Below are 25,733 nucleotides of genomic sequence, written 5' to 3'. Positions count from 1 at the left end.
CGCGCGCGGCGGATACTTTCCGGCGCACTTGCTTGAAGCGGAGACGTCTGCCGTTGTCCCGATCCGGGAGGCGCGGTGAAGCCAGCCACGACACATCGTACTGTCCTTGCCCGCGCGATGCCGCGCATGACCGCGCTCGTCGGCGACATCACCGCGGGCACCGTGTCCACGCTGATGATGCTGTGCTACGCGATGAGCCTCGGCACGCTCATCTTCAGCGCCGATCTCGCGCGCTATGCCGAACTCGGCGTGCCCACCGCGCTCGTGAGCTGCATCGTGACCGCGTTCGTCATCGCGGTGACGAGCTCGATGCGTATGAACATAGGCGGGCCGGACAGCAACGCGACGGCGTTTCTCGTCGGCGTCGCGGCGGGCGTCGCGAGCAGCGTGCGCGCGAACGGCGGCACGCCCACGGTCATCCTGCTGACGGTGCTCGTCGCCATCGCGCTGTGCTCGCTCGTGACGGGCCTCATTCTCTTCGCGATCGGTTCATCGAAACGCAGCCGTTCGCTGCAATTCCTTCCCTATCCGGTGATGGGCGGGTTTCTCGCGGGCACCGGCTATCTTCTGATCGCGGGCGCGTTTCGCGTGCTGACCGGCGTCACGCTCGACTGGCACACGTTGCCTAAGCTCGCGCAACTGCACTGGCTTGCATGGGCGCCCGCGCTTTTCGTCGGCGCGCTCGCGACGATTCTCGCGCGCACCTGGCGTCACGCGGCCGCATTGCCGATCACGCTCGCTATCGGCATCGCGCTCTTCTACGTGCTGTTGCGCGTCGCCGGCATCTCGCCCGACGATGCGCGCGACATGGGCCTCCTGCTTCAGCATGTGCCGGCGCATGCGCTGCACATTCCCGAGTTGCATTTGCCGTCGTCGCTCGCGCGCGGCGAGATCGACTGGCACGCGATCGTCGCGCACTTGCCCGAGACGCTCATCGTCACGTCGGTGTCGGCGATCACGATCATCATGAATTCGACGGCGATAGGCGCGGCCACCGGCCAGGACATCGACCTCAATCGCGAGATGCGCGCGGCCGGTCTCGCGAATATCGCGAGCGGTCTTTTCGGCGGCATGGTCGGCTATCAGTCGTATAACCGCTCGATGCTCAACGCGCGCGCCGGCGCGACGAGCCGCGCGGCGGGCGTGTTCGCCGCGCTCGCGTGCCTCTTCCTGCTGATCGCATCGCCCGATCTCGTGTCGCTCTTTCCGGTGCCCGTGCTCGTCGGCATGCAGATCTACATGGGCTTGCGTCTGATGATGGACTGGCTCGTCGGCGCATATCGCAAGCTGACGTGGCACGAGTATCTGCTCGTGCCGCTGATCCTCGCGGTGATCGCGTTCTATGGCGTGATCGCGGGCGTCGTCGCGGGCGTGGTCGCGGCGTGCGTGACCTTCGCGCTGCTCTATGGTCGAGCGGGATGCGTTCGCATGGAGTTCGACGGCCGCACGCGCACATCGAATGTCGAGCGCAGCATCGAGGAAACGCGCTTGCTGATCGATCGCGGCGATCAGATCTGCGGCGTCTGCCTGCAAGGGTTTCTTTTCTTCGGCTCCGCGAATTCGATGTTGCAGCGCATCCGCGAGCGCATTCGCTCGCATGGTCCGCGTCCGGTGCGCTATGTCGTGCTCGATTTCGCGTGGACCAACGGCATGGACGCGTCGGTGTCGCTCGCATTCGTGAAGCTGCGTCAGGCGTGCGCGGCGATCGGCGCGGATCTCGTGCTGACCGCTCTGCCGCGCAACTCGCGCGCGCTGCTAGGGCGCACGGGCGCGCTTTCGCTCGGCATCCACGAGTTCGACACGCTCGACGCCGGCCTCGAATGGATCGAAGCGCAGCAGCTCGCCACGACGACGCGCACGCTCGAACCGCGCGCGCCGGCCGGCGATTTCCGCGCGATGCTCGCGCCGCATTTCAGCGAGCGCGCGCTGCAGGGACTGGCCGCGTTCCTAGACGTATGCGATATCGGCGCGGGCGAGGCGCTCTTTCGTCGAGGCGATGCGGGCGATGCGCTTTACATCGTCGAAGAAGGGCGCGTGACCGTGTCGCTGCCGCTCGCCGATGGCCGTTCGGTGCGGCTGCGCTCGTTCGGTCCGGGCACGATCATCGGCGAGATGGCCGTGTACACGCATGCGCCACGCAGCGCGGATGTCGTCGCCGACGAACCGGCGCGCCTGCGCCGTCTCACGCTCGCGGCGCTGCGCAAGATCGAGCGGGACGATCCATTGACCGCGCAGGAGTGGCATCGCTTCGTCGTGAAGATGATGGCGTCGCGGCTCGCCATCGCCGATGAAGCGTTGCGCGCGGCGTCGTGATGACAGGCATGCGATCTGCTTTTGCCGGGAAGCACAACGCCGGGGCCTTCAACATGACACACACTGTCCGCGCGATGCGCGCGCTTGCGCTCGCCATCGTCATGACGAACGCGCTTGCCCAGAGCGCGCCGCAATCGATCGCGATGCTCGACTGCACCCTCATCGACGATAACGCCGCCTACAACGACGCCGAAATCGACCGCATTCAGAGCGCGCGCCTCGCGATGGTGAGCGGCGCGTTTCGCGACGACTTGCGCGAGCGCGCGCTCTTTCGCGTCGCCGACAATGCGAAGGCCAGCGATCTCATCGCGACGCTGAAAAGCACGCAGGACATGAACGCGTGCAACGGCTGCGAACTGCGTGTGGCGAAGGAACTCGGTACATCGCGCGTCGGCGTGTGCTGGGTGCAGAAGATCAGCAATCTCATCCTCAACATGAACCTGCGCGTCGAAGACGCGAACAGCGGCGCGATGCTCTTTCAACGCTCCGTCGACATACGCGGCAACACCGACCTGTCGTGGAAGCGCGGCGCGAAGGCGCTCGTCGATCTCCTTGCAAGCGATCCATCCGCGACGCGCTAGATTGGCGCCACGCGAAAAGTCCAGCGGAATTCGGGAATTTCTCCCGGCCGATGCCGTTGCCTCGGCCGCGCCGATTGGGCTAAGTTGAGGCTGCCGGCACGCGCGCCGTGCCGTGCTGCGCGCGTGCGCTCACGAACTCGAACAATCGGTATCGAAACCGCTGGAGACGACCATGCAAGTCAGATTCAAGGCGGCGCGCATCGCCTGCGCGTCGGCGATCGCGACATCGCTTGCGTTTGCATTGGCGGCGAACGTCGCCCATGCCGCCGCGCCGACCGCCTACGTGACGACCGAAAACGCCGGCGTCGGCGTGATCGATCTCGACACGCTCGCGCTCGCGACGACCTGGGATGTCGGCAAGGACGGCCCGCGCGGGCTGTCGCTCAACAAGGAAGGCACGCGTCTTTACGTGGCGAACAAGGCGACGAGCGATCTCTCGGAGATCGATACGTCGACGGGCAAGGTCACGCGGCGCGCGAAGATCGGCAAGAATCCCGAGTTCGTGCGCGTGTTCGGCGGCTATGCGTATGTGACGTACGAGCCGGGTGAAAGCGGCGGCCCGCCGAAACCGGGCCAGCCGGAGAAGGACGACGACGACGCGAATTCGCCGCCCGCCGAGATCGCCATCGTCGATCTGAAGACCATGAAGATCACGCATACGGTCAAGAGCGGGCACGAGACCGAAGGCGTCGAGTTCTCGCCGGACGGCAAGCTGATCCTCGTGACGAACGAGGGCGACGATACGGTGTCGGTGTATCGCGTCGGGACGGGCAAGCCGGTCCGCACGGTGAACCTCGACAAGGGTTCGCGTCCGCGCGGCATCAAGGTGTCGCCGGATGGCAAGCAGTATGTCGTCACGCTGGAGAACGCGAACAAGTTCGTCGTGCTCGATGGCAAAAGCCTGAAGACCGTGAAGACCGTCGATACGAAGACGGGCCCGTATGGCGTTTCGTTCGATCCTTCCGGCAAGCGCTTGCTGATCGCGGCATCGCGCGACAAGACCTTGCAGGTGTTCGACGGCTCGACCTACGAGCATAGGAAGGATGTGCCTGTCGGTCAGCGTTGCTGGCACTTCAGCTTCACGCCCGACGGCTCGAAGCTGCTGCTGGCCTGCGGACGTTCGAACGCGGTGTACGTGCTCGACGGATCGGACTACAAGGAAGTCAAGCAGATCGGCGATCTGCCGCTGGCGTGGGGCATCGTCACTTATCCGCCGAGCGCGGGGTCGATCGTCGGGCGTTGAGCGGCAAGGAGGCGTTGCCGAGTGTGAAATGGCCGCATTGCGCGGCCACTTCCATTCGTGCGCCGTGGCATTGCGCATATTGCAACGTCGATCACGACGAATGCGCGCGAGGGACAGGACGCATCCGCGCAGCGAGGAAGACAGGCTTCGCTGTCAGGCTGCGCTTTGGGAAGGCATCAACGCGCGCGGCATTCCGTGGAAGTCGTATCGGGATTGAGCCGCGCTATCACGTCATATCACTTCCACGCATACCGCATCCCCACCCACACGCCACGCGGCGCACCGACGCCGAGAAACTGCTCGTTCACCGTCGCGCCGTTGTTGAACGTGTGATTGGGCCCGTCGAAGAAGTTCTCGCCGAGAATCGCGAAGTTCGCATAGCGCTTGTTGAGCAGGTTCTTCACGGTCGCATAGACCTGCAACTGTTTGGTCACGTTGTAGGTCGTGTCGAGATCGATCAGGAAATAGCCCGCGACGCTGCCGTTGACGTCCTGATTGTTTTCGTCGCCACGCGCGAAGATATTGCTGCGATACGTGAGATTCGTGCCGATGTTCCAGTGCGCAAACGGGTTGTAGTCGATGCGCATCTTCACCGTATTCGCCGGAATGCCCGGAATGCGGTCGCCCGAATGCACGGTGATGTTGCCATCGGCGTCCGCGCTCGAATTGCTCGCGCTGCTTTCCGTCCACGTCGATCGATACGTCGCGTTCACATAGCTATAACTCGCCGCGATGCCCACCGGTCCCCATTGCGTGCGGCCCGCGAGTTCGAAACCTTGCCGTCGCGTCTTGCCGACGTTCTGAAAATAGCCGAGCGTGCTGCCCGCGCCTTGCGCGCTGACGAACTGGATGTCGTCGTCGAGCGTCGTGCTGTAGGCCGCGGCGCTCCACTGCGTATGACTGCCGAGACGCCCGCGCGCGCCGACTTCGAACGTCTTCGAAATCACCGGCTTAAGATCCGGGTCCGCGATGAAGTCATTGGGCAACGAGCACGGCGCGGCGGGGTCCGCGCACGCGAGTTCGATTGCGGTCGGCGAGCGCATGCCTTCGTTGTACGTCGCGTAGGCGGTGAAGTTCGGCGTCGGATTCCAGTTGAAGCCCACGGCCGGGTTGAAGCGCGAGAACGTGTGATTCCCGTCGAGCAGCGGCTGCACGCCGCTCTCGTCGCCGATGGTCGCCTTCGCCCAGTTGTAGCGTCCGGCGAGCGTCATCGACCATTGTTCGTTGAACGAGAACGTATTCTCGAAGTAGATGCCGAGATTCGAGTTGTGCGTCTTCGCGTCGGTCGTCGGTGCGAACGGACCCGTGGCGATCGTCGCGCGGTTGTCTTCGAATGCGGCCGGCTGCTCGGCCTGCGTGAAATGCGAATTGGCGAAGTCGCCCGCCGCGCCGACGATCAATTGATTGTCGTGATCGAAGAGCCTGTTGAGCAAGGTGAGTTGCAGGCTCGCGCCGTAGCTGTCCGTCACGATCACCGACTGGTCGTTGAAGGCTTGCGTGAGTTCGTCGGCATCGTCGCCGTCCGGATCGAAATCGTCGTTGACGTTCGAACTCACGTTCTTGTTGCGATAGTGGCGATAGTACGCGTTGCCGCTCAACTGCACGTTCGGCGTGATGTAGTGCTCGGCGTTGATCGTCAGATAGCCGACCTGATTCTCGTTCGTGTCGGGAAACGTGTACGCCTGACGGAAGTTGTCCATGAACGAGCGCGGAATCGTCTGCGAGCCGTTCAGCGTGTTGTCCGCGCCGCCCATCGAAACGGAGACCGTCGTGTCGGCGTCGGTATAGCGGATCTTGCCGAACGCCTGGCGCAGCTTGCTCGCGTTGTGATCGGCCCAGCCGTTGTCGTTCGTGACGTTCGCGGTGAAGTAATAGTCGAGATGATCGCCGATCGCGCCGCCTTGCTCGATCTGCGCATACTTGCGTCCGAACGAACCGAAGCCGACATCGACGTTGCCGCCCGGATTGCTGCGCCCGTTCTTCGTCGTTACCGCGACCGCGCCGCCGAGCGTGTTCAGGCCGAACGTCGGATTCGACCCGGGGATGATCTGCATCGTCTGGATCGCGGCCTGCGGAATCAGATCCCAGTTGACGACATCGCCGAACGGCTCGTTGATGCGTACGCCGTCCATGAACACCGACAAGCCCTGCGGCGTGCCGAGCAGCGGCGACGCAGTGAAGCCGCGATAGTTGATGTCGGTCTGCCACGGATTGCCTTGCGCGTCGTTGGTATCGACGCTCGCGACGTTCTTCTCCAGATAGTTCGTGACGGTCGGCGAATGCTGCGCCTGGATCTCGCTGCCCTTGATCGTTTGCACGTTCGCGGGCACTTTCTCCAGCGGCGTGCCGACGCCGACGAGCGGCGTGGTCCCGACGACGACGATCGAAGGCAGTTCGGTTGTCGGCGTCGTATCGGCTGGCGGCGTCTGCGCCCATGCGGCCACAGTGATGCTCGCGAACGCGCCGCCGAAGACGAGCCGCAGCCCCGCTCGGGGTTTGAACGGATGCGCGGGCGCGCGCAGGCGCGGCATGCTCTTCATCATCGTCTCCTCTTTATATTTCGATTCACGCGCCGAGCGTGTTTCTTTCGATGAAAGCGTCGCATAAGACAGCGCGCGTGGACCGGGAGCTTTTCCCGATCGCGCAGGGAAGCGTTCCCAATTGCGTTCCACCCACCGCACGGCGCGATGACGCCGTGCGTAGAATGCATTCCACGATGCCGACCGAATCCTTGCCCTCTTTCGCGAAAGAAGCCGACCGCCGCGCGCCGCGCTCGCCGGTGTGGCGCGATCTTGCTTGCGTGCTCGCGGCGACGCTGATCGCGGCCGCGCTCTTTGCGCGTTTCGATTTCAGCGAGTACGCGTATCGGCTGACGCGCAGCGCCGAACGGTTTCAAGTCGATGAATTGCCGCCGACGCTCGTCGTGCTCGCGATCGGTTTCGCGTGGTTCGCGTGGCGGCGTTATCGCGAGGCGCAATCGGAAGTGCGCAGACGGCGCGCGCTCGAAGAAGAGGCCGAGCATCTGCTTGCGGAGAATCGTCGCCTTGCGAATCAGGCGCTCGCCGCGCAGGAGACCGAGCGGCGTCATCTCGCGCGCGAGTTGCACGACGAGCTCGGGCAATACCTCAACGCGATATCGCTCGATGCGGGGCGTATCCGCGATTTGTCGGCTACGCGCGAGGCGGAGATTCATCGGCTGTCGCTTGCGCTGATGCAAAGCGCGACGCATGTGTATCGCGAGATCGGCGGGATGATTCGCAGGCTGCGTCCCATCGGCCTCGATGAATTCGGCTTGCCGACGGCGCTCGAACATTGCGTCGATGGCTGGCGCGAGCGCTTGCCCGATGTGACGTTCACGCTCGCTGTCGACGGCGATTTCGACAATTTGAGCGATGCGCTCAACATCACGCTGTATCGGCTCGTGCAGGAAGGGCTGACGAACGTATCGAAGTTCGCACGGACTTCACGCGTGGAGATTTATCTGGCGCGCGCGCCGGAAGAAATTGTCGTGACGATGGCCGATGACGGCCCGGGCGTCGATCTCGCGAAGCCGCGCAAGGGACTCGGTTTGATCGGCATGCGCGAGCGCGTCGAAGCGCTCGGCGGCGAGTTTCAGATCGTGAGCGAGCCGGGCGCGGGTTTTCTGTTTTGCGCGCGCGTGCCGGCTCAGGCGGGGCTGCCGTTGCCTGCGACCGCCGACGAAGCGAAATCGGCGAAGTGAAGCCCCAGGCGGTTCGCGATCTGTGCCAACTGCACGCCGTTATCCGCGCCGAATTTTTGGCGGATCACCGATTGATGATTCGCAACCGTCTTCTGGCTCAAGCCTAACTTCTCCGCGATGCTCGGCAGCGTATAACCCTGCACGAGCAATCTCAGCACCTCGAATTCGCGCGCGGATAACTGCCGTCCTTCCTGAATGCTCGCGCGCAATGCAAGCGCTTGCGACACATCGGGACTCAGATACGAAACGCGCCGCGCAACCGAACGCACCGCTTCGACGAGCACATCGGGCGCGCTCGCCTTCGTCACATAACCGCGCGCGCCCGCATCCAGCGCGCGTCGCACGAAGATCGCTTCTTCATGCACGCTGAAAATGAGCACATGCGCGTGCGGCTCGCGCGCCAGCATGCGCCGCATCGCCTCGATGCCGCTTGCGCCCGGCAACGCGAGATCCATCACGACGACATCCGGCTGCAGCGCGCAAAACTTCTGATAAGCCTCGGCTGCATCCGCCGCTTCGCCCGCGACGTTCACATCGGGACTCAGTTCGAGCAGACGCTTGTAGCCTTCACGCACGACGGCGTGATCGTCCACCAGCAGCACGGAGATATCGGCAGTCATGGCTTGTCTTCTCCTTCTTTTGAACCACTACCGGAGGCCTCGGCCGCGATGCGCTTCGAGTTCGCATCGTTGCGAAAGACGATGGGTTGCTCTTGCGGTTCCTGCCGTGCCGATGCAGCGCGCACGACTTCGATCACGCGCTCGTGATGCGGGGACTTGTCGCAAACCGGATCGGCATTCGCGGGGTCCTGCGTCAGCAGATACGCCTGACAGCGGCAGCCGCCCATGTCGATGGCCTTCTCGTCGCAACTGCGGCACGGCTCCTTCATCCAGCCGAAGCCGCGAAACCGGTTGAACGCATCGCTCTCGTACCAGATGTCCTTGATCGGCATATCGGTGACGTTCGGAAACGTGAGGCCCGGCAATGACCGCGCGGTATGACACGGCAGCGCGGCGCCATCGGGCGCGATGCCGAGAAACACCGAGCCCCAGCCGTTCATGCAGCGCTTCGGTCTGCGCTCGTAGTAATCCGGCACGACGAAGAAGATCTTGCACCGGTCGCCGATCTCGCTGCGATAGCGTTCGACCACCGCTTCGGCTTCGTCGAGCTGCTCTTTGGTCGGCATGAGTTGCGCGCGATTCTTGTGCGCCCAGCCGTAATACTGCGTGTTCGCGAGTTCGAGATACTCCGCGCCCATCGCGAGCGCCATGTCGATGATGCGTCCGATATGCGGCAGGTTATAGCGGTGAAGCACGCAATTGAGCACCATCGGAAAGCCATGCGCCTTGATGAGATTCGCGACGCGCTTCTTGTAGTCGAAGGTCTTCGTGCTGGAAAGGAAGTCGTTCAATTCCTGCGACGAGTCCTGAAACGAAAGCTGTATGTGATCGAGCCCGGCGTCCTGCAACGCACTGATGCGCTTCTCCGTCAGACCGATGCCCGATGTGATGAGGTTCGTATAAAAGCCGAGCTTGCGCGCTTCGCCGACGAGCGTTTCGAGATCGTCGCGCAAGAGCGGCTCGCCGCCGGAGAAGCCGAGTTGCGCGGCGCCCAGCGCGCGTGCCTGACGTAATACGTCGATCCATTGATCGGTGTCCAGCTCGCGCGTGTGATCGGCGTAATTCACCGGGTTGTAGCAGAACACGCAATGCAGCGGACAGCGATACGTGAGCTCGGCAAGCAGCCAGAGCGGCGGCGCGACGGTTGCGTCTTCGTGCTCGGGCTTCGCAATCGGTTCGGACAAGTCGGTCATGACGCTACTCCAGCCAGCCTCGCGCACGCGCGCCGGCGATGAACGCGCGCACGTCGTCGCCGAGGCCGGTCGCATTGAACGCCTGCTCCAGATCGGCGACGAGCGCGGGGATATCGCGCGTGCCGTCGCATCGCAGAAGAATCTCCGATGCGCTCTGATTGAGCTTCACCATGCCTTCCGGATAAAGCAGCACATGCGCGTTCTGCGCAGGTTCCCATTGCAGCCGGAAGAGGCGTTTCAGTTTCGGATGCAACGAATCGTCCGGCGCTTCGACGGCTTCCTGCTTTCGTTGAGTCGGGTTCGTATCGCTCATTGCGGAAAAGCCTTTTCGATGGAATCGAGCATGGTCCAGAGAATATCGAGCTTGAACTGCAGGATATCGAGCGCGCGTTGCTGTTCCTGACGCGTCGTGAAATGCGCGAGCGTCACTTCGAGACCGTGCTCGACATCGCGCTGCGCAAGCGACACGCGCGAGCGGAAATACGAAAGCCCTTCGGGCTCGATCCACTTGTAATGCTCGGGCCATGTCGCGAGCCGGTCCTTGTGAATCTGCGGCGCGAACATCTCCGTAAGCGATGAACACACCGACTCCTGCCACGGCGCACGCCGTGCGAAGTTCACGTAGGCATCGACGGCGAAGCGCACGCCCGGCGTCACCAGCTTGAGCGACCATAGATCGTCGCGCGAGAGGCCGACCGCATCGCCAAGACGCGCCCATGCCTCGATGCCGCCGGGCTGATCGTCGTAGCCATCGTGATCGAGAATGCGCAGCACCCAGCGGCGGCGCGTGTCGCGATCGGGGCAATTCGACATCACCGCCGCATCCTTCAGCGGAATGTTGATCTGATAGTAGAAGCGGTTCGCGACCCAGCCGCGTATCTGTTCCTTCGAGCAGCCGCCGCTGTTCATCTTCACGTTGAACGGATGATGAATGTGATACGCCGTGCCCTTCGCGCGCAACTGCGCTTCGAATTCGTCGCGCGTCCACGCGGGGCCTTCGTCTGTCACTTTCGTGAAGATCGGGCCTGTGGTCGGGTTGAGCATCGGGTCGAACATCTAACGGTCTCCAGTACGAATGTCACAGCTCGAAAGTCATGCCGTCGTGCGCGACCTCGATGCCGTGCTCCGACAACATGCGCCTTTCAGGTCCATCCTCGATGAGGATCGGGTTCGTGTTGTTGATGTGGATCAGCACCTTGCGCACGCCCGCGCGATCGATCGAATCGAGCACGTCGATCATGCCGCCCGCGCCGGTTTGCGCGAGATGGCCCATATCCTTGCCGGTCTTCTTCGTGAGGCCGAGGCGAATCATTTCATCGTCGGTCCAGACGGTGCCATCGACGAGCAGCAAGTCTGCTTCGCGCATCGCATCTAGCACATGCGGCTCCAGCGCGCCGAGCCCCGGCGCATAGAATGCGCGCTTGCCCGAAGCGCGATTCGTGAACATAAGGCCAATGTTGTCGCCTGTTTCCGGCGCATCGCGATGCGGCGAATACGGCGGCGCCTTGCTCGACAGAGGCAATGCGTCGATGCCCACGCGCGGCAGCTCAGGCACGGACAACGATGCGCCATCGAGCGCGATGCGCCTGTGCTCGACGCCACAGTAATGCGAAAGAATCGACGTGATGGGAAAGCCCGTCGAGAGGTCCTGCCACACGGCGTCCGTCGTATAGAGCGGCAAGGGCGTGCCGCGCTCGCGCAGCATCAGCAGACCGGTGACATGATCGATCTGCGCATCCATCGTGATGACGGCAGCGATGCCGGTGTCGCGCACGCGGCGCGCGGGCTGCAATTCCGGGTTTGCGGCGATCTGCGCAAGAATGTCCGGCGATGCGTTGACGACCAGCCAGTCCTCGCCGTTATCGGTAACAGCAATGGACGACTGAGTGCGCGCACGCGCCAGAATGGAGCCGCGCCGCACGCCATCGCAATTGCGGCAGTTGCAGTTCCATTGCGGAAAGCCGCCACCCGCCGATGAACCGAGCACGCGAATCTTCAAGGCAGCATCCTCCGCAAGAGACCGTCGCGATCGATCAACTGATGCTTCATCGCGCCGAGAAAATGCACGATGACGAGCGCGGCCATGATCCACGCCAGATACTCGTGAATGCCGAAGAAGATCTGCCGCATGGATTTGTCGTCCCAGCCCCATTGCGGCAGCGCGATGCCCCAGAACTTCGTGCCGAACTTGTTGAACGACGAGCCGAGATAACCGGTGAGCGGCATCGCCACCATGCCAACGTATAAAAGAGCCTGCGTAATGCTCGCGGCGGCGCGTTGCCACGTTCGCATCGGCGGCAAAGGCGGCCGGCGATAAGCCAGACGTGCCAGGATGCGGAGCAGCACCAGCAGGAAAACGGTGATTCCGAGCGACTTGTGGAAGTTGATGAGGTCCGACTTGAACGGCAACCCGCGCGGCAGGCCGACCATATAGAAGCCGATGCACAGCATCGCGATGATTGCGATCGCAATTATCCAGTGCAACGCGATCATCGGGCCTGCGTAACGCTCGCTTGCGGCATCGATACGGCCGTCGCGCGACGTTGCTGATGTCCGCGCGGTGCTCATGGCGTGTCTCCCCGGAAGTGCCAACGGTCCATTGTTCATCTCCTTGCTACGAATTGGCGATCAGCAATTCCCCCCGTCCATCGACGGCGAGATCGCCCGCGTAGCGTCGCGGCAATATCTTGCCAGCGAACTGCGAAAAGGGTGCGATCTCGCGCGCGAGCATGCGCGTGAACAGCAGCCAGAAGACGTCGAAGCCGCGCCCGCCTTCGGTGAACGTCGGCGGAATGCGGGATGGCGCATTTGCCAGCAACACCGTGCCGCGCCGCATGCCGTAGCCCAAGTGTGCGCCCACTTTCCCGCCGATGCAGACCGAGCCCGCGACGAGCCGCGACGCGGCGAAATCGCCCGCATCGCCCGCGACCAGCACGGTGCCGCGCCGCATGCGATCCGCGAGGCGCGCGCCTGCGCTGCCGTAAATCGCGAGCGTGCCGCCTGTCATGCCTTCCATGTCGCCGGGCAGCGCACTTGCGGCGAACTCGCCGGCGTTGCCGTGAATCGACAGTCGTCCGCCTTGCATCTCGCACGCGGCGAATGCGCCCGCATCGCCTCGTATGTTCAACTCGCCGCCGGACATCTTCATGCCCGCGTAATCGCCTGCAGCGCCGTGCACCGCGAGCGTGCCTTCGGTCATGTTCGCGCCGATGCGGTCGAGCCACGGCGCATCGCCTTCTATCGTGAGTGCGGGCGCATCGCTTGGTTCCTGCGCGATGTCGAAAAGATCGCCGAGCGCGCACGTTTCGCCCGCGCCTTGCAGCGTGATGCGCGGCAGTTCTGTCGCCGATATCTCCGCCAGCGTCGCGGGCAGTAATTTCGACCCGTCGACGCGAAAGCCCGGCGCATTTTTTACGCGCAACGTGATGGCGTTCATGCGCGGCTCCCGTCGATATCCTTCGACAGTTCATGCAGCTTGAAATGGTACGGCCCGAGCTTGCCGCCGTAGTTGCCCGCCGAAATGCGCAGCACGCCGCCGGCGCGCCCGATCTTCGTCGCCGCCGCGATACCCGCGGTCATCGCCGCGCCGACATCGGCATCGGTCAAGCCGTCGATGACGATTTCGAGCACGCACGCGATGTCCGGCGTCAGCTCGCTCTTCTTCGACAAGCCGACGAGCGTCGGGCAGAACGCATCGTTCGTGGACGCCGTCGCGCCCGCATACTTCGATCCGATCTTCGATCCCGAGCGCACGACGCCGCCCGGAAACGGCGTGATGACGTTCGGCAGCCGATGCATCGCGGCGACGGCGGATTCGGCCGCATTGAGCGCGCTGTCGATGTCGCGCGCGAGAAACAGCAGATTGCCGCCGCCGACCGCTTTCACCGTCGCGGTGAATTCCTCGCAGACGAACTCGCCGTCCATCACGGGCACGCGCCAATAGCGTGCGCCGTCGAGTACTTTCGATATTTGATAGCCGTCGCCGAAGAAGCGCAGGCCCGCGCCGAGCGGCGCGTTGTCGGAGAGCGGCGCGCGTGTGTTGGCGGGATCGATGCCGCCATAGACGGCGGTCGTCGGGCACGTCAGCACGCATTGGCCGACGCGCCGCGCGATCTGCTTGGCGAGTTCCTTCGACGATATCGCGAAGATCAGCACCGCGATGCCGGGCCTGCCATCGGGCGTTTCATCGCCGGACAGATCGCGTTCGATGCCGGCCTCGCAGCCGCAATCGATGACGGACGTCGCGAAGCCTGTCAGCGAATTGGCCGCGTGACGCGCCCACGTCGACGAATGCGCGGTGATGACGAGGCGCGTCGCTTTCATCGGGAAGGCTTCGGCGAAGGTGTCGTCGATCTGCGTGTCGTTGATACGCATGCGTCAACTCCCGTTCGAAGCGAAGCATGCGACGGGCAACAGCCGCCCGCCGTTGCAGCATGCGCAGATTTCATCGTCGCCGATCGCGATGTTCTCGAAGCGCGTCGCGAGGTTTGCCTGCGTGAATTCGCGCACGCGCTTTTCGATCGCGCGGTCGTAGTCGGGGCGCACGTAATGGATGCCGCCGGTGGGCGTCGCGAGCAGCGTGCCGTCGCGCGCGATCAGCTCGCCGTCCTTGAACACGTAAGCAGGCGATGTGAACATGCGCTCGCGATCGTCATCGTCGCGATACACGGCAATGTCCGCCGCCGCGCCTGCGCCGAGATGCCCGCGATCCGTGAGGCCGAGCAGTTTCGCGGGACCGGCGCGCGTGATGATCGCAATGTCGTAGAGCGAGAATTCGCGCGTGATTTCGCTCAACGCGCTCGCGGTTTTCGCATCGGCGTGCAGCTTGTCGAGTTGTTCGTCGCGAAAGGACTTGTCCATCAGCAAGCGGATCAGATGCGGATAGCTCGTGAACGGCGCGCCGTTCGGATGATCGGTGGTCATCGACACCCGCCACGGATCGTCGACGAGCAAAAAGATCTCGAGCCCGATGATCCATTGGAGCGCATTCACGAAGCTCTGTTCGCGGTACTTGAACGGCACGATGCCGCAGCCCGCATCGCATTCGATATCGCCGAGCACCCATTTGCGCGGTCGGGCCATCGGCGCGTTCTTGAACTGCATCATCGTGTCGCCGGATGCGGTGACGGTCTGACCGAAGATGATCTGGCCGACATCGATCGTCACGTTGGGCCGCGCGTTCACTGCATCGGCGATCGCGCGCGCGCCCGATGAAAACTTGCGCGGGCCTTCCGTGCCGTAGCTATGGAACTGGATATGCGTCAGATGAATGGGCAGGCCATCGGCGGTGTCCATCGTTCTGATCGTCGATTCGATGTTGCCCGGCACGCCGAGATTGCTTGCGTGAACATGCAGCGGATGCGGCACGCGCAGCTCGGTGAGCGCGCGCGTGAGCGTGCTCAACACATCGCGCGGCGTGATGCCGTAATGCGCGTGCTTTTCATCGACATCCAGCGAACGCTGATTGAACTTGAATGCCGATATGCCGCCCGGATTCACGACCTTCACGCCGAGCGCCTTGCTCGAATCGATGGTCCAGCCGACGTAATCGCGCAGACGTTCGAAGTCTTCCTTCGCAGCGAGCATCTGCAGGAAGAGCTCGTCGTTGCCCATCATCACGTAGGCGCCGTGATCGATGATCGGCGTGTCGCCCATTTCCAGATGCGCGTGGCGCGCGTTCGACGCGATCATCGCCGGCTCGAACGCGGCCGTGTAGCCCATTTCCGCATAGCGATAACCGGTGGCAAGCGTGCCGGGCGCGCACACGCCGCACGATGGCAGACGCATGTATCGGCCTTCGTTCGGACGATCGGGCACGGCACGCGGATCGTCGCGATGATCTTCGGGCAGAAGCAGCCGCGACAGATTCGTCTTGCCGCCGCCGATGTGCGAATGCAGATCGATGCCGCCCGCCATCACGATCATGCCGCTCGCATCGTAATCGCGGTCGATGCTTTCGTTCGCGGCATCGGCGACGATGCGGCCATCGCGCATATGGATGTCGCGCTTCTCGCCATCGACGCCATTCGCCGGATCGTAAAGCGTGCCGCCTTTGAGGCGCGTGACGCTCATGCGGGCCTCCTTGCCTGCGCGAGTTGCGATGCGATCGATGCGACCGTCGGCAAGGCGTAATCGCGCGCGGCGGCGAGCGGCGCGACCACCGATGTATCGACGCGAAACAGATGCCCGCCGCTGTCGATGCCCGGCGTCGCGACGGGGATGAACACGGTCGGCGCGTGGCGCACGGGGACGGCCGTCGATGGATGCGCGAGGATGATCGCGGGCACGTTCGCATCGAGCGATGCGGGCAGCGGCTCGGGCGCGAAGCTGGACACCCACAGGAGCGCGTCGATTTCGCCGCGCTGCAGCAGCGTTTCCGAGCGATAGCGATGCGCGTCGTGATCGAGCGGCAAGCCGTATGCGACGCGCGTGCGCAGCGGAAAGCCCGACAGCCATGTGATCGCCTGATTGACGGACGCGGCGCCGTCGTCGCCGGTGAGGGCGAGCGTGCCGGCGCGCGCGGTGCGATTGATCGCCTTGACGATGCGTTGCAGCGCTTCGATCGCGAGCGCGGCGTGTTGCGTCGGCAGCGCCGATGGCTCGTAGATCACCGCCGTGTACTTCGCGGCGTTGATGCGTTCGGTCAGCGCGACGAGCTCTGGCGTTGGAATCGGACGGCCGCCTTCGACGAGCGCGGACCACAGCGCGAGTGTGTCGAAGGGATCGGCGTTCGCGAGGATCGATTCGGCTTGGGCGTTGGCGGCTTTATCGATGTCACATCCGATGAATACAACCTTTGTCTCGCGGCCCTCGCTTGCGATGCGCTCGAAGAAGCGCGGATAGCGTCGCGACGGCTCGCACGCGAACACGACGATGAGATCGGCGCGCGAGCGGACTTCGGAGAGCGTCGTGAAGAACGAGCCGCGATCTTGCAGTGCGCGATTGCTGTCGGCGAGCGTGTCGCCGTGGAGGTGATCGAGGATCGCGCCGCACTGCGCGGCGAGTTCATAGAGCGCGCGTGCGCCGGACACGTCGGTCGCGAGACCGCCGAATAGCGGCCGATGTGCGTTCGACAGGATCGCGGCGGCTCGCGAGAGCGCCGACTTTTCGTCGGTGACTTGCCCGTCGATTTGGGGCTTCTGGCTTGCATCGTTCGGACCGAAGCGGGCAAGGGAGGCGTCCAGACGCGGGCAGGCGGTGTGCGGCGCTGCGAGGCGGTGATCGGCGGTGGGTGCGAGCGTGATGTCGTCGCATAGTAAAGGGCAGAACGGACAGGTCCAAGGTTTTGAGGCCGCGGACGGGGCGCTCGGCGTGGTGGAGGTATCGGGCATGGTCGACCTTTTGAGCAAGGTCTATGCCGGTTTTGTTGCTTTTTGCTTTTCGCTTTTCGCTTTTGCTTATCGCTTTTTGATTTCGCCGGATCCCGTATTCGTGTCGGTCTATTAGCATTGCCCCTGTGCGGGGCGGCACTCACTTTCTTTGCTGCTGCAAAGAAAGTAAGCAAAGAAAGCAGCTACTGATACGCCCGCGGTCACACGCAATTTGGGTAGTCCTCTCGTCGTTCGTGGGCTGCCTAACGAGTGCCCTCATAGGCCCAACCGGGCTTGGCTCGCGCACGGTCCGCCACATCGCACCACACAACAAACTGGTTCAGCACCAAACAGCTCCAGCCCGCTTCGCGGCCGACCGGTGAATCGGGTCTGCGTGTGCTTCGCTACTAACGTCTCAATCTCGCTGCACTTGCCGCACGTTGGTTTCCCTTGCATACCGGGCGGCAGCGCGTAGCGCTGTGCCGAAGCTCTTTCGTGCTGAACCAGCGTTCTCAACGGTTTCGGGCGGCAGACCGTGTGCGAGCCAAGCCCGATTAGGTGTTTGAGGGCACTCTTTAGGCGAGTGCCGCCTGTGACGAGAGGACTACCCAAATTGCGTGTGACCGCGGGCCTGAAAAGCTGCTTTCTTTGCTTACTTTCTTTGCAGCAGCAAAGAAAGTGAGTGCCGCCCCGCACAGGGGCAACGCTAATAGACCGACGCGAGACCGGGATCCGGCGACTACTGGAAGGAAAGTGACTACCGCCCGCACAGGGGCAATGCTAATAGACCGACGCGAAACCGGGATCCAGCGAAACCCCCGCCGGGAAAGGCGAAAAAAACTGCTCCGCATTGCAACACACTGTCACCCATGAATCACCATATGCAACACCTGCTTCCCAAACGATTACACCTAAAACGCGCCCCGAAAGCCGTTGGCATAAAAATTGAGTTCGGTGCCAAGGAAGTCAGAAAGAAGCCCCGCGATGCACATCGCCCTGAGATAAGGCGCCATCGTGAATAGCGGAAGCGACGAGCCAGGCAGAAGCGCCGCTGCGCTCGGCGAGCGCGAGATCATCGGCATGGCGGATTCCACCCGCGCCGATCACCTCCCGCGCCCCGGCGAGCGCCCGCACGTCAGCGAACGTGTCGAGATCGGGCCCGCCACACGCGCCCACATGATCGAGCGTCATCACGATCACGCGCGACGGCCACCATCCGCTCTCGCCATGCGTCGCCCCGAGCGCGCGCCCGCCGCGATAGTCGAGCGAAAGTATCGGCTCGAAGCCGCAAGCCGATGCCTCGGCGATCGCGCCGACATCGACGAGCGTTTCGGTGCCGAACACAGGCAGGATCGCGGCAGGCGCCGCTGAACGCGTCAGCCGCAAGACGCGTTCGACGAAAGCGCGCATCGGCAGAAACGCGGTAAAGCCCGCGTCGAGCCAGATGCGCAAGCCGTCGCCGAGGGCATCGCAAATCGCGGCGAGCGCGGCATCGTGCGCGCCGCGCGAAAGGATCGCGCCCAGATCGGCGACGTACAACGTGCGCGCGCCGGTCGCGGCGACGAGCGCGCGGGCGATCGCAACAGGATCGCTCGTCGCGCACAACGAGGACTGGATCGGCCGATAGCGCGAACGCTCGCCGCGCACCGCGCGCACCGCGTGGCCGTCGAGCAGATCGAGAACGGGTATCACCTGCATGGATGGCTTTCCTTTGACCAAGATCTTTGTATTCGAGTATCTCACCGGCGGCGGCATCGATCCGGACGCGGCAGGCGCAGGCAGCCTCGCCGATCTCTCCGCGCTCATCGTCGAAGGCCGCGTGATGCGCGACGCCATCGCCGCCGATCTGCGCGCGCTGCCCGGCATCGACGTGACCGTCGCAAGCTCGCGCTTCGAGCAACTCGACGGCGCAAGCGGCTACGTGCGCGCGCATCCGGGCGAATCGCTCATCCGCTTCGTGGCCCGCGTGGCGCGAGAGCATGACCATGCCTGCATCGTCGCGCCCGAGTGCGACGGACTGCTGCTCAAGCTCTACGACGCCGTCGGCCAGGCGCGCTGGCTCGGCTGCGCGAAGGAAGCGATCCGCGGGGCATCGAGCAAGAGCGCGACGGCCGCGTGTCTCGCCGCGCGCAGCATCGCCGCGACGCGCGCGCTCGAACCGGAAAACGCGGCCGCCGCAATCGGCCGGCGCTGGGTCGTCAAGCCCGACGACGGCGCGGGCGGCCTCGATACCTACGTCTACGACGACCTCGCCGCCGCGCGCGCCGAATACGCCGCGCGTGCGGAAGCGGGCCGCAATCCCGTGCTGCAGGAATGGGTCGACGGCGAGCCGTTGAGCCTTTCGCTGATCTGCCGCGACCGGCTCTCGCGGCTCGTGAGCATCAACCGGCAGCGCATCGGATTGTCGGATGCGGCGGGATCGGAACGGCGCGAGCGCATCGTTCAGTTCGATGGCGTCGATGTCGACCGCATCGACCGGCATGGGCCGCAAGGACGCGCGCTCGAACGGCTCGCGCTGCGCGTCGCCGATGCGTTTCCGGGGCTGCGCGGCTTCGTCGGCATCGATGTCGTGTGGCATCCCGAGCGCGGGCCGGTCGTGATCGAGGTGAATCCGCGTCTCACGGTCGCGTATGCGGAACTGAGCCGGCGCGGCGGCAGGAATCTCGCGGCGGAGCTGCTCGCGGCGCATCGCGTGCCCGGCTTCGACGGCGATGCCGGATTGCTGCGCGCGTGCGCCGGAGCGTCGTCATGACGGCACCGACATTGCACGATGCGCCGGTGTTCGGCTGGGACGTGGGCGGCGCGCACGTCAAGGTGTCGATGGCGACGCGCGCGGGCGTGCTCGCCGACGTCGCGCAATGGGCGTGTCCGCTGTGGCAGGGCATGGCGCACCTGGAACGCGCGATCGACGCGATGTTCGAGCGCTGGCCCGCCGCCGCCGATCCGGCCGCGCGCCACGCCGTCACGATGACGGGCGAAATGGTCGATCTCTTCGCCGACCGCGCCGACGGCGTGCGTGCGTTGACGCGCGCGCTTGCGCAAAGGCTCGGGCCGCGCACGATGTTTTTCGCCGGCGACGCGGGCTGGCTCGCGCGCTCGGCGTGCGCGGAACACTGGCGCAAGGTCGCATCGGCGAACTGGCTCGCGACCGCGCAATGGGTCGCGGCGTGCCTGCCGGATGCGCTGCTCGTCGATATCGGCAGCACGACGACGGACATCATTCCGATCGTCGGCAGACGCGTCGTGGCGCGCGGCACCAGCGACGCCGAACGGCTCGTGAGCGGCGAGCTCGTGTATCAGGGCGTGGTGCGAACGCCGTTGTGCGGGCTCGCGCATCGCATCGCGTTTCGCGGCGAGCACGCCGGCGTGATGAACGAATGGTTCGCGACGACCGCGGATGTCTATCGTCTGACGGGCGAGTTGTGGCCCGAGCACGACCAGCATCCGAGCGCCGACAACGGGCCGAAGACGCAGGCTGCGAGCCGCGTCCGGATTGCGCGGATGATCGGCCGCGACGCCGCCGATGCGAGCGATGCGGAGTGGCGGCGTTTCGCGCAGGGCTGGCGGCGCGAGCAATTGCGCGCGCTGGAGACGAATCTGGCGCGCGTCGTTGCGCAGGATGCGGCGCTGGCGGCGGCGCCGATCGTGGGCGCGGGTTGCGGGCGCTTTCTGGCGGCGGCGCTGGCGCGGCAGGAGGCGCGCAGCTATGTCGACTTCGCGCGTCTCGCGGGTATCGACGGCGACGATGCGACGCGTGCCGAATGGGTATCGACGTGCGCGCCGAGCGTGGCGGTTGCGCTGCTGGCGTCGATGGCGATGAAGGGCGCGGGAGGCAACGAAGCGCATCTGTCGAACGATGCATCGGCGCGCGCTGCGTGATAGCGTGCGAAACATAGCGAAGGATGCGGGTGCGTGGCCCGCCGGCTTGATCGAACGAGGACAGGAATATGTGGGTGGTGAAGATCGGGGGAAGCCTGAGTCACGACCCGGCGCTGCGCGAGTGGTTGACGCGGCTATGGGAAGTGGGCGGCGGGCGCGTCGTGATCGTGCCGGGCGGCGGCGATTTCGCGGACGCGGTGCGGCAGTATCAGCAGGAGTGGCATTTCGACGATCTCGCGGCTCACAACATGTGTCTGCTCGCGATGGCGCAGTACGCGATTCTGATGCAGGGCGTGGTGCCGGAGCTCGTGCTGGCGTCGAACGAGGATAGGATTCGGCGCGCGTTGCGCGATGGGCGTGTGGCGGTTTGGGTTCCGACCGATCTGATGCGCTCGACGCCCGATTCCATGACGAACTGGGAGACCACTTCGGATTCGCTCGCCGCGTGGCTTTCTACTTCGCTTAATGCGGAGCGGTTGATGATCGTGAAGTCTTGCGAGGTCGAGGCGAATGCGCCGCTCGAGGCGCTGGCTTCTAAAGGCATTCTGGATCGGCGGTTTGCGGATTATGTGCGGGATGCAAATTATGTCGTCGAGGTTTTGAGTAAGTCCGATGTAGGGGTTATGCGGGATCGATTGCTCAACGTGGCGGTTTGAATTTTCTTCGCTTTTGCTTTTGCTTTTGGTTTTCCTTTTTCGCCGGATCCCGTTTTCGCGTCGGTCTATTAGCACTGCCCCTGTGCGGGGCGGCAGTCACTTTCTTTGCTGCTGCAAAGAAAGTAACCAAAGAAAGCAGCTTCCGATACGCCCGCGGTCACACGCAATTTGGGTAGTCCTCTCGTCCATCGTGGGCTACCTAAAGAGTGCCCTCATCACAATCACCGGGCTTGGCTCGCGCACGGTCTGTCACATCGCACCACACAACAAACTGGTTCAGCACCACATAGCTCCGGCCCGCTTCGCGGCCGACCGGTCAATCGGGACTGCACGTGCTGCTCTACTAACGTCTCCATCTCACTGCAATCGCCGCCCTTTTGGTTTCCCTTGCAGACCCAGCGGCAGCGCGTAGCGCTGTGCCGATGCTGTTTCGTGCTGAACCAGCGCCCTCGAAGTTATTGGTTGGCAGACCGTGTGCGAGCCAAGCCCGATTAGGTGCTTGAGGGCACTCTTTAGGCGAGTGCCGCCTGTGACGAGAGGACTACCCAAAGTGCGTGTGACCGCGGGCCTGAAAAGCTGCTTTCTTTGCCTACTTTCTTTGCAGCAGCAAAGAAAGTAGGTGCCGCCCCGCACAGGGGCAACGCTAATAGACCGACGCGAAACCGGGATCCTGCGAAAAAGCCCCCGAATAACCGACGCTCAACGAGCAAGATGCAAAGCCCGAACCCACTTCTCGACGCGAAGCGGATCAAGCCTCCCAGTACGTCCATCGCGCTCATCGCAAAGAGCCCCACGAAACCCGGCAATATCCGGCGCGAGCAAACGAATCCTGTCGAGATCGTCCCACCTCAAAGATCCGGCGACGGCAATCATCGTCCCCCGCTTGCGCGCATCGCCGATGCAGGAAGCAAGCGCCCCCACATCGACGCAATCGAACAACGTGCGCCCGTCCTTGCTCGCCGTATCGAACACGATGCCCACAAAGCCCAGTTGCGCCGCAAGCGCGGCCAGTTCGCGATCCACGCCATCGTCGGATAACAACACCGGCACGACAGCCGCCGGCAAGCTCGCCAGATGCCGCAAGCACGCAAAAGCGCCCGCCCCGGGCGACACCCCGACCTTCACATAATCGACGCCCGTAGCCGCGACATCGAGCACGCGCGCGGTCATCTCGTCGAGCGCATCGTTGGGCAAATCGCCGATGGTCGCGCTGATCGGCCGCACCGCATACCGCGCACGCAACGCCCCCACGATACGCGCGATATCGCCGATCGCAACAGCGCCCAGCGCGCCCGCGCCCGGCTCCTTCAGGTCGATCAGTTCGGCGCCGGCGTTCGCCGCATCGAAGGCTTCGTCGGCCGAGCGGACGCTCGCGAGCAATGCGGTCATCGTCGAAACTCCAGAGGGATGGCTACGGAAAACGCGTCAGCTCACAGCCTTCGCGCGATGCGCCTCGATCGCCTGCAAAAGCCATTGCCAGGCCTCGCGCTCGGCGTCGCCCGCAGTCTTGTCGATGGCGATCCGCAAATACGCCACCTCGCTATCCACCTTTTCAGGCGGCAACATGAACAGCCGGCTCACGAGAATCGCGCCTTCGACAACCGCCGCCTGCGCGCGATTGAAGCCCGGAAACGGCGCATGCGTCTCGCGATGCACACATTCCATGCGCAACGTCGGGCGCGCTTCGTCATCGAGAAGTTCGGCGAGACGCAGCTCGATATGCGCGAGCGTCGATGCGAGCCGCACGCTTGGCACCGTGCTCGCGGCAACCGTCGGCCAGTCGCGCGCAATGCCCGTCACGCAGCCCGCGAACACGCGCACGTCCGTCGTCAGATTGATGACGGCGCTCTTCGTCGCGATGACGTTATCGAGCGTCGTCGACGGACGGAACGGCGCAAGAATCGCGAGGCCCTCTTCGAAGCGCACGCCCATCGGCGCGATATGCGGCCGGCCATCGCGATCCGCGGTCGTGACGATGGTCTCGTAAATCATGATGGTCGGCGAAAGTATTCGTAGCCGCACGAAAGAGCCGCCATCGCTTCGATGCGGCTTCGTGCGGGTTCGGTCCGCGTTTAGCGGGTGGCGATATACATCGTGATTTCAAAACCAAAACGCATATCGGTGAAGCTCGGCGTGGTCCATTGCATGGGCGTTCCTCCAGATGAGTCGGGTTGATGCCTCGATACCGCTTCGATGATTTGCCGATGCGGACGAATCCGCCAGGCGGCCGGGAGGGGGCCGGCCCTTCGACGATGCAAGCGTCATGCCAATGACATGAAGCGGATGCCGAAGAGCGCGGCTCGCTCATCATGCGCGCCGACTGTGACGAAATCAGAACACAGTGTCCCATTGCTTCGTTCATAAACGCATCAGGGCTATTCCCGACTAAGGCATCGCTTAAGCCCGGGCAAGTAATTCGTGAATTCCTTTCTGTGCGACGCGTGCTTACTCTGCAATGACAGCAGGGCGCGGTTCACAAGCGGCGATCGCTTCGAGCAGCACCGCGACGCCACTCTCATCTCACTGTCGAGGAAACGGAATGAACGACTTCAGCAAGGCCGCCGTCGAGGCGGTGCGCAATCCGTCCGATCCGCGCTCGCGCTATGCGGCCGGCGTCATGAAGTATCGCGAGATGGGCTACTGGCAGCCCGATTACACGCCGAAGGACACCGACGTCATCGCGCTCTTTCGCATCACGCCGCAAGCGGGTGTCGAGCCGGAGGAAGCGGCTGCGGCCGTGGCGGGCGAGTCGTCGACGGCGACATGGACGGTCGTGTGGACCGACCGTCTCACTGCATGCGACATGTACCGCGCGAAGGCGTATCGCGTCGAACCGGTGCCGAATGCGCGCGCCGACGAGCCGCAGTACTTCGCTTACATCGCGTACGAACTCGATCTTTTCGAAGAGGGATCGGTCGCGAACCTGACGGCGTCGATCATCGGCAATGTGTTCGGCTTCAAGCCGTTGAAGGCGCTGCGGCTCGAAGACATGCGTATTCCCGTTGCGTATCTGAAGACGTTTCAGGGACCGCCGACGGGCATCGTCGTCGAACGCGAGCGGCTCGATAAATACGGACGTCCGCTGCTCGGTGCGACCGTGAAGCCGAAGCTCGGCTTGTCGGGAAAGAACTATGGGCGCGTCGTGTACGAAGGTTTGAAAGGCGGGCTCGATTTTCTGAAGGACGACGAGAACATCAATTCGCAGGCGTTCATGCACTGGCGCGATCGTTACCTCTTCGCAATGGAAGCGGTGAGCCGCGCGCAAGCCGAGACCGGCGAAGTGAAGGGTCACTATCTGAACGTGACGGCCGGCACGATGGAAGACATATACGAGCGCGCGGAATTCGCGAAGGAACTCGGGTCGTGCATCGTGATGATCGATCTCGTGATCGGCTGGACCGCTATTCAGTCGATGTCGAAGTGGGCGCGTCGCAACGACATGATTCTGCATCTGCATCGCGCGGGACATGGGACTTATACGCGGCAGCGCAATCATGGCATCTCGTTTCGCGTGATCGCGAAGTGGCTGCGGATGGCGGGCGTCGATCATGCTCATGCGGGCACTGCCGTCGGCAAGCTGGAAGGCGATCCGTTGTCGGTGCAGGGCTATTACAACGTGTGCCGCGAGGCGCGCAATGAGCCTGATCTGTCGCGAGGGATCTTCTTCGATCAACCGTGGGCGGGGTTGCGCAAGGTGATGCCGGTGGCATCGGGCGGGATTCACGCAGGGCAGATGCATCAGTTGCTCGATCTCTTTGGAGATGACTGCATTCTGCAATTCGGCGGCGGGACGATTGGACATCCGCAAGGGATTCAGGCCGGGGCGACGGCCAATCGCGTCGCGCTCGAAGCCATGGTGAAAGCGCGGAATGAAGGGCGGGATATTGCTCGTGAAGGCCCCGATATTCTTGAAACCGCCGCGCGGAGGTGTACGCCGTTGCAGCAGGCGCTCGATACCTGGCGCGATGTCACTTTCAACTATGCGTCGACGGATACGCCGGATTTTGCTGTTACTGCTACGGCGGGGGTATAAGAGGTTTGTTGTTGTTGTTGTTGTCGCCGGATCCCGTTTTCGTGTCGGTCTATTAGCACTGCCCCTGTGCGGGGCGGCAGTCACTTTCTTTGCTGCTGCAAAGAAAGTAACCAAAGAAAGCAGCTTTTCAGGCCCGCGGTCACACGCACGTTGGGTAGTACTCTCGTCCCAGGCGGCACTCGCC

General features: G+C 63.7%; 23 protein-coding genes. 8 read left to right on the top strand and 15 right to left on the bottom strand.

Annotated elements, in window-relative coordinates; genetic code table 11:
* Nucleotides 1-117: 117 nt before the first annotated feature.
* The 3 genes from NCS67_RS19420 to NCS67_RS19410 all read left to right on the top strand — a co-directional run bounded on the left by NCS67_RS19420 (nt 118) and on the right by NCS67_RS19410 (nt 4,137).
* Nucleotides 118-2,313: a SulP family inorganic anion transporter gene (locus NCS67_RS19420; RefSeq protein ID WP_250436361.1), complete on the top strand. Its 2,196-nt coding sequence runs from the start codon at nt 118-120 to the stop codon at nt 2,311-2,313.
* A 53-nt stretch (nt 2,314-2,366) separates the two neighbouring features.
* Entirely contained in the window at nt 2,367-2,894 is a 528-nt protein-coding gene (locus NCS67_RS19415; protein ID WP_250436175.1) for a DUF3280 domain-containing protein, read from the top strand.
* A gap of 172 nt (nt 2,895-3,066) precedes the next feature.
* Entirely contained in the window at nt 3,067-4,137 is a 1,071-nt protein-coding gene (locus tag NCS67_RS19410) for a beta-propeller fold lactonase family protein (RefSeq protein WP_033535973.1), read from the top strand.
* A 236-nt stretch (nt 4,138-4,373) separates the two neighbouring features.
* Here the strand turns inward: NCS67_RS19410 and NCS67_RS19405 are convergent, their stop codons facing one another.
* On the bottom strand, nt 4,374-6,677 hold the full coding sequence (locus NCS67_RS19405) for a TonB-dependent receptor (protein WP_250436358.1): 2,304 nt from the start codon (nt 6,675-6,677) through the stop codon (nt 4,374-4,376).
* A 176-nt stretch (nt 6,678-6,853) separates the two neighbouring features.
* Here NCS67_RS19405 and NCS67_RS19400 point away from each other — a divergent pair, with 176 nt between their 5' ends.
* A complete protein-coding gene (locus NCS67_RS19400) occupies nt 6,854-7,858 on the top strand; it encodes an ATP-binding protein (RefSeq protein ID WP_250436174.1) in 1,005 nt (334 codons plus the stop codon).
* Here NCS67_RS19400 and NCS67_RS19395 read toward each other — a convergent pair.
* The 11 genes from NCS67_RS19395 to NCS67_RS19345 form a co-directional block, all read right to left on the bottom strand.
* Nucleotides 7,804-8,478, bottom strand: coding sequence for a response regulator (locus NCS67_RS19395; RefSeq protein WP_175982318.1), 675 nt, complete (start codon nt 8,476-8,478; stop codon nt 7,804-7,806). The genes NCS67_RS19400 and NCS67_RS19395 overlap by 55 nt on opposite strands.
* A complete protein-coding gene (pqqE, locus tag NCS67_RS19390; protein ID WP_250436172.1) occupies nt 8,475-9,671 on the bottom strand; it encodes a pyrroloquinoline quinone biosynthesis protein PqqE in 1,197 nt (398 codons plus the stop codon). Before pqqE ends, NCS67_RS19395 begins: the two co-directional genes overlap by 4 nt.
* 4 nt (nt 9,672-9,675) lie before the next feature.
* Nucleotides 9,676-9,984 carry a pyrroloquinoline quinone biosynthesis peptide chaperone PqqD gene (gene pqqD, locus NCS67_RS19385; protein WP_008354319.1) on the bottom strand — a complete coding sequence of 103 codons (309 nt, stop codon included), beginning with the start codon at nt 9,982-9,984 and terminating at the stop codon, nt 9,676-9,678.
* Complete coding sequence (pqqC, locus tag NCS67_RS19380) at nt 9,981-10,727, bottom strand: pyrroloquinoline-quinone synthase PqqC (protein WP_008354320.1); 747 nt, start codon at nt 10,725-10,727, stop codon at nt 9,981-9,983. Before pqqC ends, pqqD begins: the two co-directional genes overlap by 4 nt.
* Before the next feature lie 22 nt (nt 10,728-10,749).
* Nucleotides 10,750-11,670 carry a pyrroloquinoline quinone biosynthesis protein PqqB gene (pqqB, locus tag NCS67_RS19375; RefSeq protein WP_008354321.1) on the bottom strand — a complete coding sequence of 307 codons (921 nt, stop codon included), beginning with the start codon at nt 11,668-11,670 and terminating at the stop codon, nt 10,750-10,752.
* The gene (locus NCS67_RS19370) at nt 11,667-12,239 is read right to left on the bottom strand and encodes a cytochrome b (protein WP_008354322.1); all 573 of its coding nucleotides are present in this window, start codon (nt 12,237-12,239) and stop codon (nt 11,667-11,669) included. Before NCS67_RS19370 ends, pqqB begins: the two co-directional genes overlap by 4 nt.
* Before the next feature lie 46 nt (nt 12,240-12,285).
* Nucleotides 12,286-13,107 carry a formylmethanofuran dehydrogenase subunit C gene (locus NCS67_RS19365; protein WP_250436170.1) on the bottom strand — a complete coding sequence of 274 codons (822 nt, stop codon included), beginning with the start codon at nt 13,105-13,107 and terminating at the stop codon, nt 12,286-12,288.
* The gene (gene fhcD / locus NCS67_RS19360) at nt 13,104-14,045 is read right to left on the bottom strand and encodes a formylmethanofuran--tetrahydromethanopterin N-formyltransferase (protein ID WP_250436168.1); all 942 of its coding nucleotides are present in this window, start codon (nt 14,043-14,045) and stop codon (nt 13,104-13,106) included. Before fhcD ends, NCS67_RS19365 begins: the two co-directional genes overlap by 4 nt.
* A gap of 3 nt (nt 14,046-14,048) precedes the next feature.
* Nucleotides 14,049-15,743 carry a formylmethanofuran dehydrogenase subunit A gene (locus NCS67_RS19355; protein WP_250436165.1) on the bottom strand — a complete coding sequence of 565 codons (1,695 nt, stop codon included), beginning with the start codon at nt 15,741-15,743 and terminating at the stop codon, nt 14,049-14,051.
* A complete protein-coding gene (locus tag NCS67_RS19350) occupies nt 15,740-17,002 on the bottom strand; it encodes a molybdopterin-binding domain-containing protein (RefSeq protein WP_250436163.1) in 1,263 nt (420 codons plus the stop codon). The genes NCS67_RS19355 and NCS67_RS19350 overlap by 4 nt, the downstream gene beginning before the upstream one ends.
* Before the next feature lie 945 nt (nt 17,003-17,947).
* Nucleotides 17,948-18,679, bottom strand: coding sequence for a HisA/HisF-related TIM barrel protein (locus NCS67_RS19345; protein ID WP_250436161.1), 732 nt, complete (start codon nt 18,677-18,679; stop codon nt 17,948-17,950).
* Nucleotides 18,680-18,692: 13 nt separating this feature from the next.
* Between NCS67_RS19345 and NCS67_RS19340 the strand changes: the two genes are divergently transcribed.
* From NCS67_RS19340 to NCS67_RS19330, 3 genes are all read left to right on the top strand, one after another.
* Entirely contained in the window at nt 18,693-19,733 is a 1,041-nt protein-coding gene (locus NCS67_RS19340; protein ID WP_250436159.1) for an ATP-grasp domain-containing protein, read from the top strand.
* A complete protein-coding gene (locus NCS67_RS19335) occupies nt 19,730-20,860 on the top strand; it encodes a hydantoinase/oxoprolinase family protein (RefSeq protein ID WP_175982311.1) in 1,131 nt (376 codons plus the stop codon). The genes NCS67_RS19340 and NCS67_RS19335 overlap by 4 nt, the downstream gene beginning before the upstream one ends.
* A 68-nt stretch (nt 20,861-20,928) precedes the next feature.
* On the top strand, nt 20,929-21,516 hold the full coding sequence (locus tag NCS67_RS19330) for an amino acid kinase family protein (RefSeq protein WP_250436157.1): 588 nt from the start codon (nt 20,929-20,931) through the stop codon (nt 21,514-21,516).
* Between the two features lie 699 nt (nt 21,517-22,215).
* On the opposite strand, the gene NCS67_RS19325 is transcribed toward NCS67_RS19330, so the two are convergent.
* From NCS67_RS19325 to pqqA, 3 genes are all read right to left on the bottom strand, one after another.
* Nucleotides 22,216-22,905, bottom strand: a complete 690-nt coding sequence (locus tag NCS67_RS19325) for a (5-formylfuran-3-yl)methyl phosphate synthase (protein WP_250436156.1) — start codon at nt 22,903-22,905, stop codon at nt 22,216-22,218.
* A 36-nt stretch (nt 22,906-22,941) separates the two neighbouring features.
* Nucleotides 22,942-23,508, bottom strand: coding sequence for a DUF447 domain-containing protein (locus NCS67_RS19320; protein WP_008354334.1), 567 nt, complete (start codon nt 23,506-23,508; stop codon nt 22,942-22,944).
* Nucleotides 23,509-23,588: 80 nt separating this feature from the next.
* Entirely contained in the window at nt 23,589-23,663 is a 75-nt protein-coding gene (pqqA, locus tag NCS67_RS19315; RefSeq protein ID WP_008354335.1) for a pyrroloquinoline quinone precursor peptide PqqA, read from the bottom strand.
* 392 nt (nt 23,664-24,055) lie between these two features.
* Here pqqA and NCS67_RS19310 point away from each other — a divergent pair, with 392 nt between their 5' ends.
* Complete coding sequence (locus NCS67_RS19310) at nt 24,056-25,549, top strand: form I ribulose bisphosphate carboxylase large subunit (RefSeq protein ID WP_250436155.1); 1,494 nt, start codon at nt 24,056-24,058, stop codon at nt 25,547-25,549.
* Nucleotides 25,550-25,733: the final 184 nt, after the last annotated feature.

It is taken from the genome of Caballeronia sp. ATUFL_F2_KS9A (assembly GCF_023630765.1).
GTDB lineage: Bacteria > Pseudomonadota > Gammaproteobacteria > Burkholderiales > Burkholderiaceae > Caballeronia > Caballeronia zhejiangensis.
Note: the sequence above shows the minus strand (reverse complement) of the source record. Positions and strands in the feature narration are given on the sequence as shown.

Bases quoted from the DNA above. Each gene is read 5' to 3' on its own strand.
- NCS67_RS19420 (WP_250436361.1), top strand. From the start codon at position 118: ATGCCGCGCATGACCGCGCTCGTCGGCGACATCACCGCGGGCACCGTG.
- NCS67_RS19415 (WP_250436175.1), top strand. From the start codon at position 2,367: ATGACACACACTGTCCGCGCGATGCGCGCGCTTGCGCTCGCCATCGTC.
- NCS67_RS19410 (WP_033535973.1), top strand. From the start codon at position 3,067: ATGCAAGTCAGATTCAAGGCGGCGCGCATCGCCTGCGCGTCGGCGATC.
- NCS67_RS19405 (WP_250436358.1), bottom strand. From the start codon at position 6,677: ATGAAGAGCATGCCGCGCCTGCGCGCGCCCGCGCATCCGTTCAAACCC.
- NCS67_RS19400 (WP_250436174.1), top strand. From the start codon at position 6,854: ATGCCGACCGAATCCTTGCCCTCTTTCGCGAAAGAAGCCGACCGCCGC.
- NCS67_RS19395 (WP_175982318.1), bottom strand. From the start codon at position 8,478: ATGACTGCCGATATCTCCGTGCTGCTGGTGGACGATCACGCCGTCGTG.
- pqqE (WP_250436172.1), bottom strand. From the start codon at position 9,671: ATGACCGACTTGTCCGAACCGATTGCGAAGCCCGAGCACGAAGACGCA.
- pqqD (WP_008354319.1), bottom strand. From the start codon at position 9,984: ATGAGCGATACGAACCCGACTCAACGAAAGCAGGAAGCCGTCGAAGCG.
- pqqC (WP_008354320.1), bottom strand. From the start codon at position 10,727: ATGTTCGACCCGATGCTCAACCCGACCACAGGCCCGATCTTCACGAAA.
- NCS67_RS19370 (WP_008354322.1), bottom strand. From the start codon at position 12,239: ATGAGCACCGCGCGGACATCAGCAACGTCGCGCGACGGCCGTATCGAT.
- NCS67_RS19365 (WP_250436170.1), bottom strand. From the start codon at position 13,107: ATGAACGCCATCACGTTGCGCGTAAAAAATGCGCCGGGCTTTCGCGTC.
- fhcD (WP_250436168.1), bottom strand. From the start codon at position 14,045: ATGCGTATCAACGACACGCAGATCGACGACACCTTCGCCGAAGCCTTC.
- NCS67_RS19355 (WP_250436165.1), bottom strand. From the start codon at position 15,743: ATGAGCGTCACGCGCCTCAAAGGCGGCACGCTTTACGATCCGGCGAAT.
- NCS67_RS19350 (WP_250436163.1), bottom strand. From the start codon at position 17,002: ATGCCCGATACCTCCACCACGCCGAGCGCCCCGTCCGCGGCCTCAAAA.
- NCS67_RS19345 (WP_250436161.1), bottom strand. From the start codon at position 18,679: ATGCAGGTGATACCCGTTCTCGATCTGCTCGACGGCCACGCGGTGCGC.
- NCS67_RS19335 (WP_175982311.1), top strand. From the start codon at position 19,730: ATGACGGCACCGACATTGCACGATGCGCCGGTGTTCGGCTGGGACGTG.
- NCS67_RS19330 (WP_250436157.1), top strand. From the start codon at position 20,929: ATGTGGGTGGTGAAGATCGGGGGAAGCCTGAGTCACGACCCGGCGCTG.
- NCS67_RS19325 (WP_250436156.1), bottom strand. From the start codon at position 22,905: ATGACCGCATTGCTCGCGAGCGTCCGCTCGGCCGACGAAGCCTTCGAT.
- NCS67_RS19320 (WP_008354334.1), bottom strand. From the start codon at position 23,508: ATGATTTACGAGACCATCGTCACGACCGCGGATCGCGATGGCCGGCCG.
- NCS67_RS19310 (WP_250436155.1), top strand. From the start codon at position 24,056: ATGAACGACTTCAGCAAGGCCGCCGTCGAGGCGGTGCGCAATCCGTCC.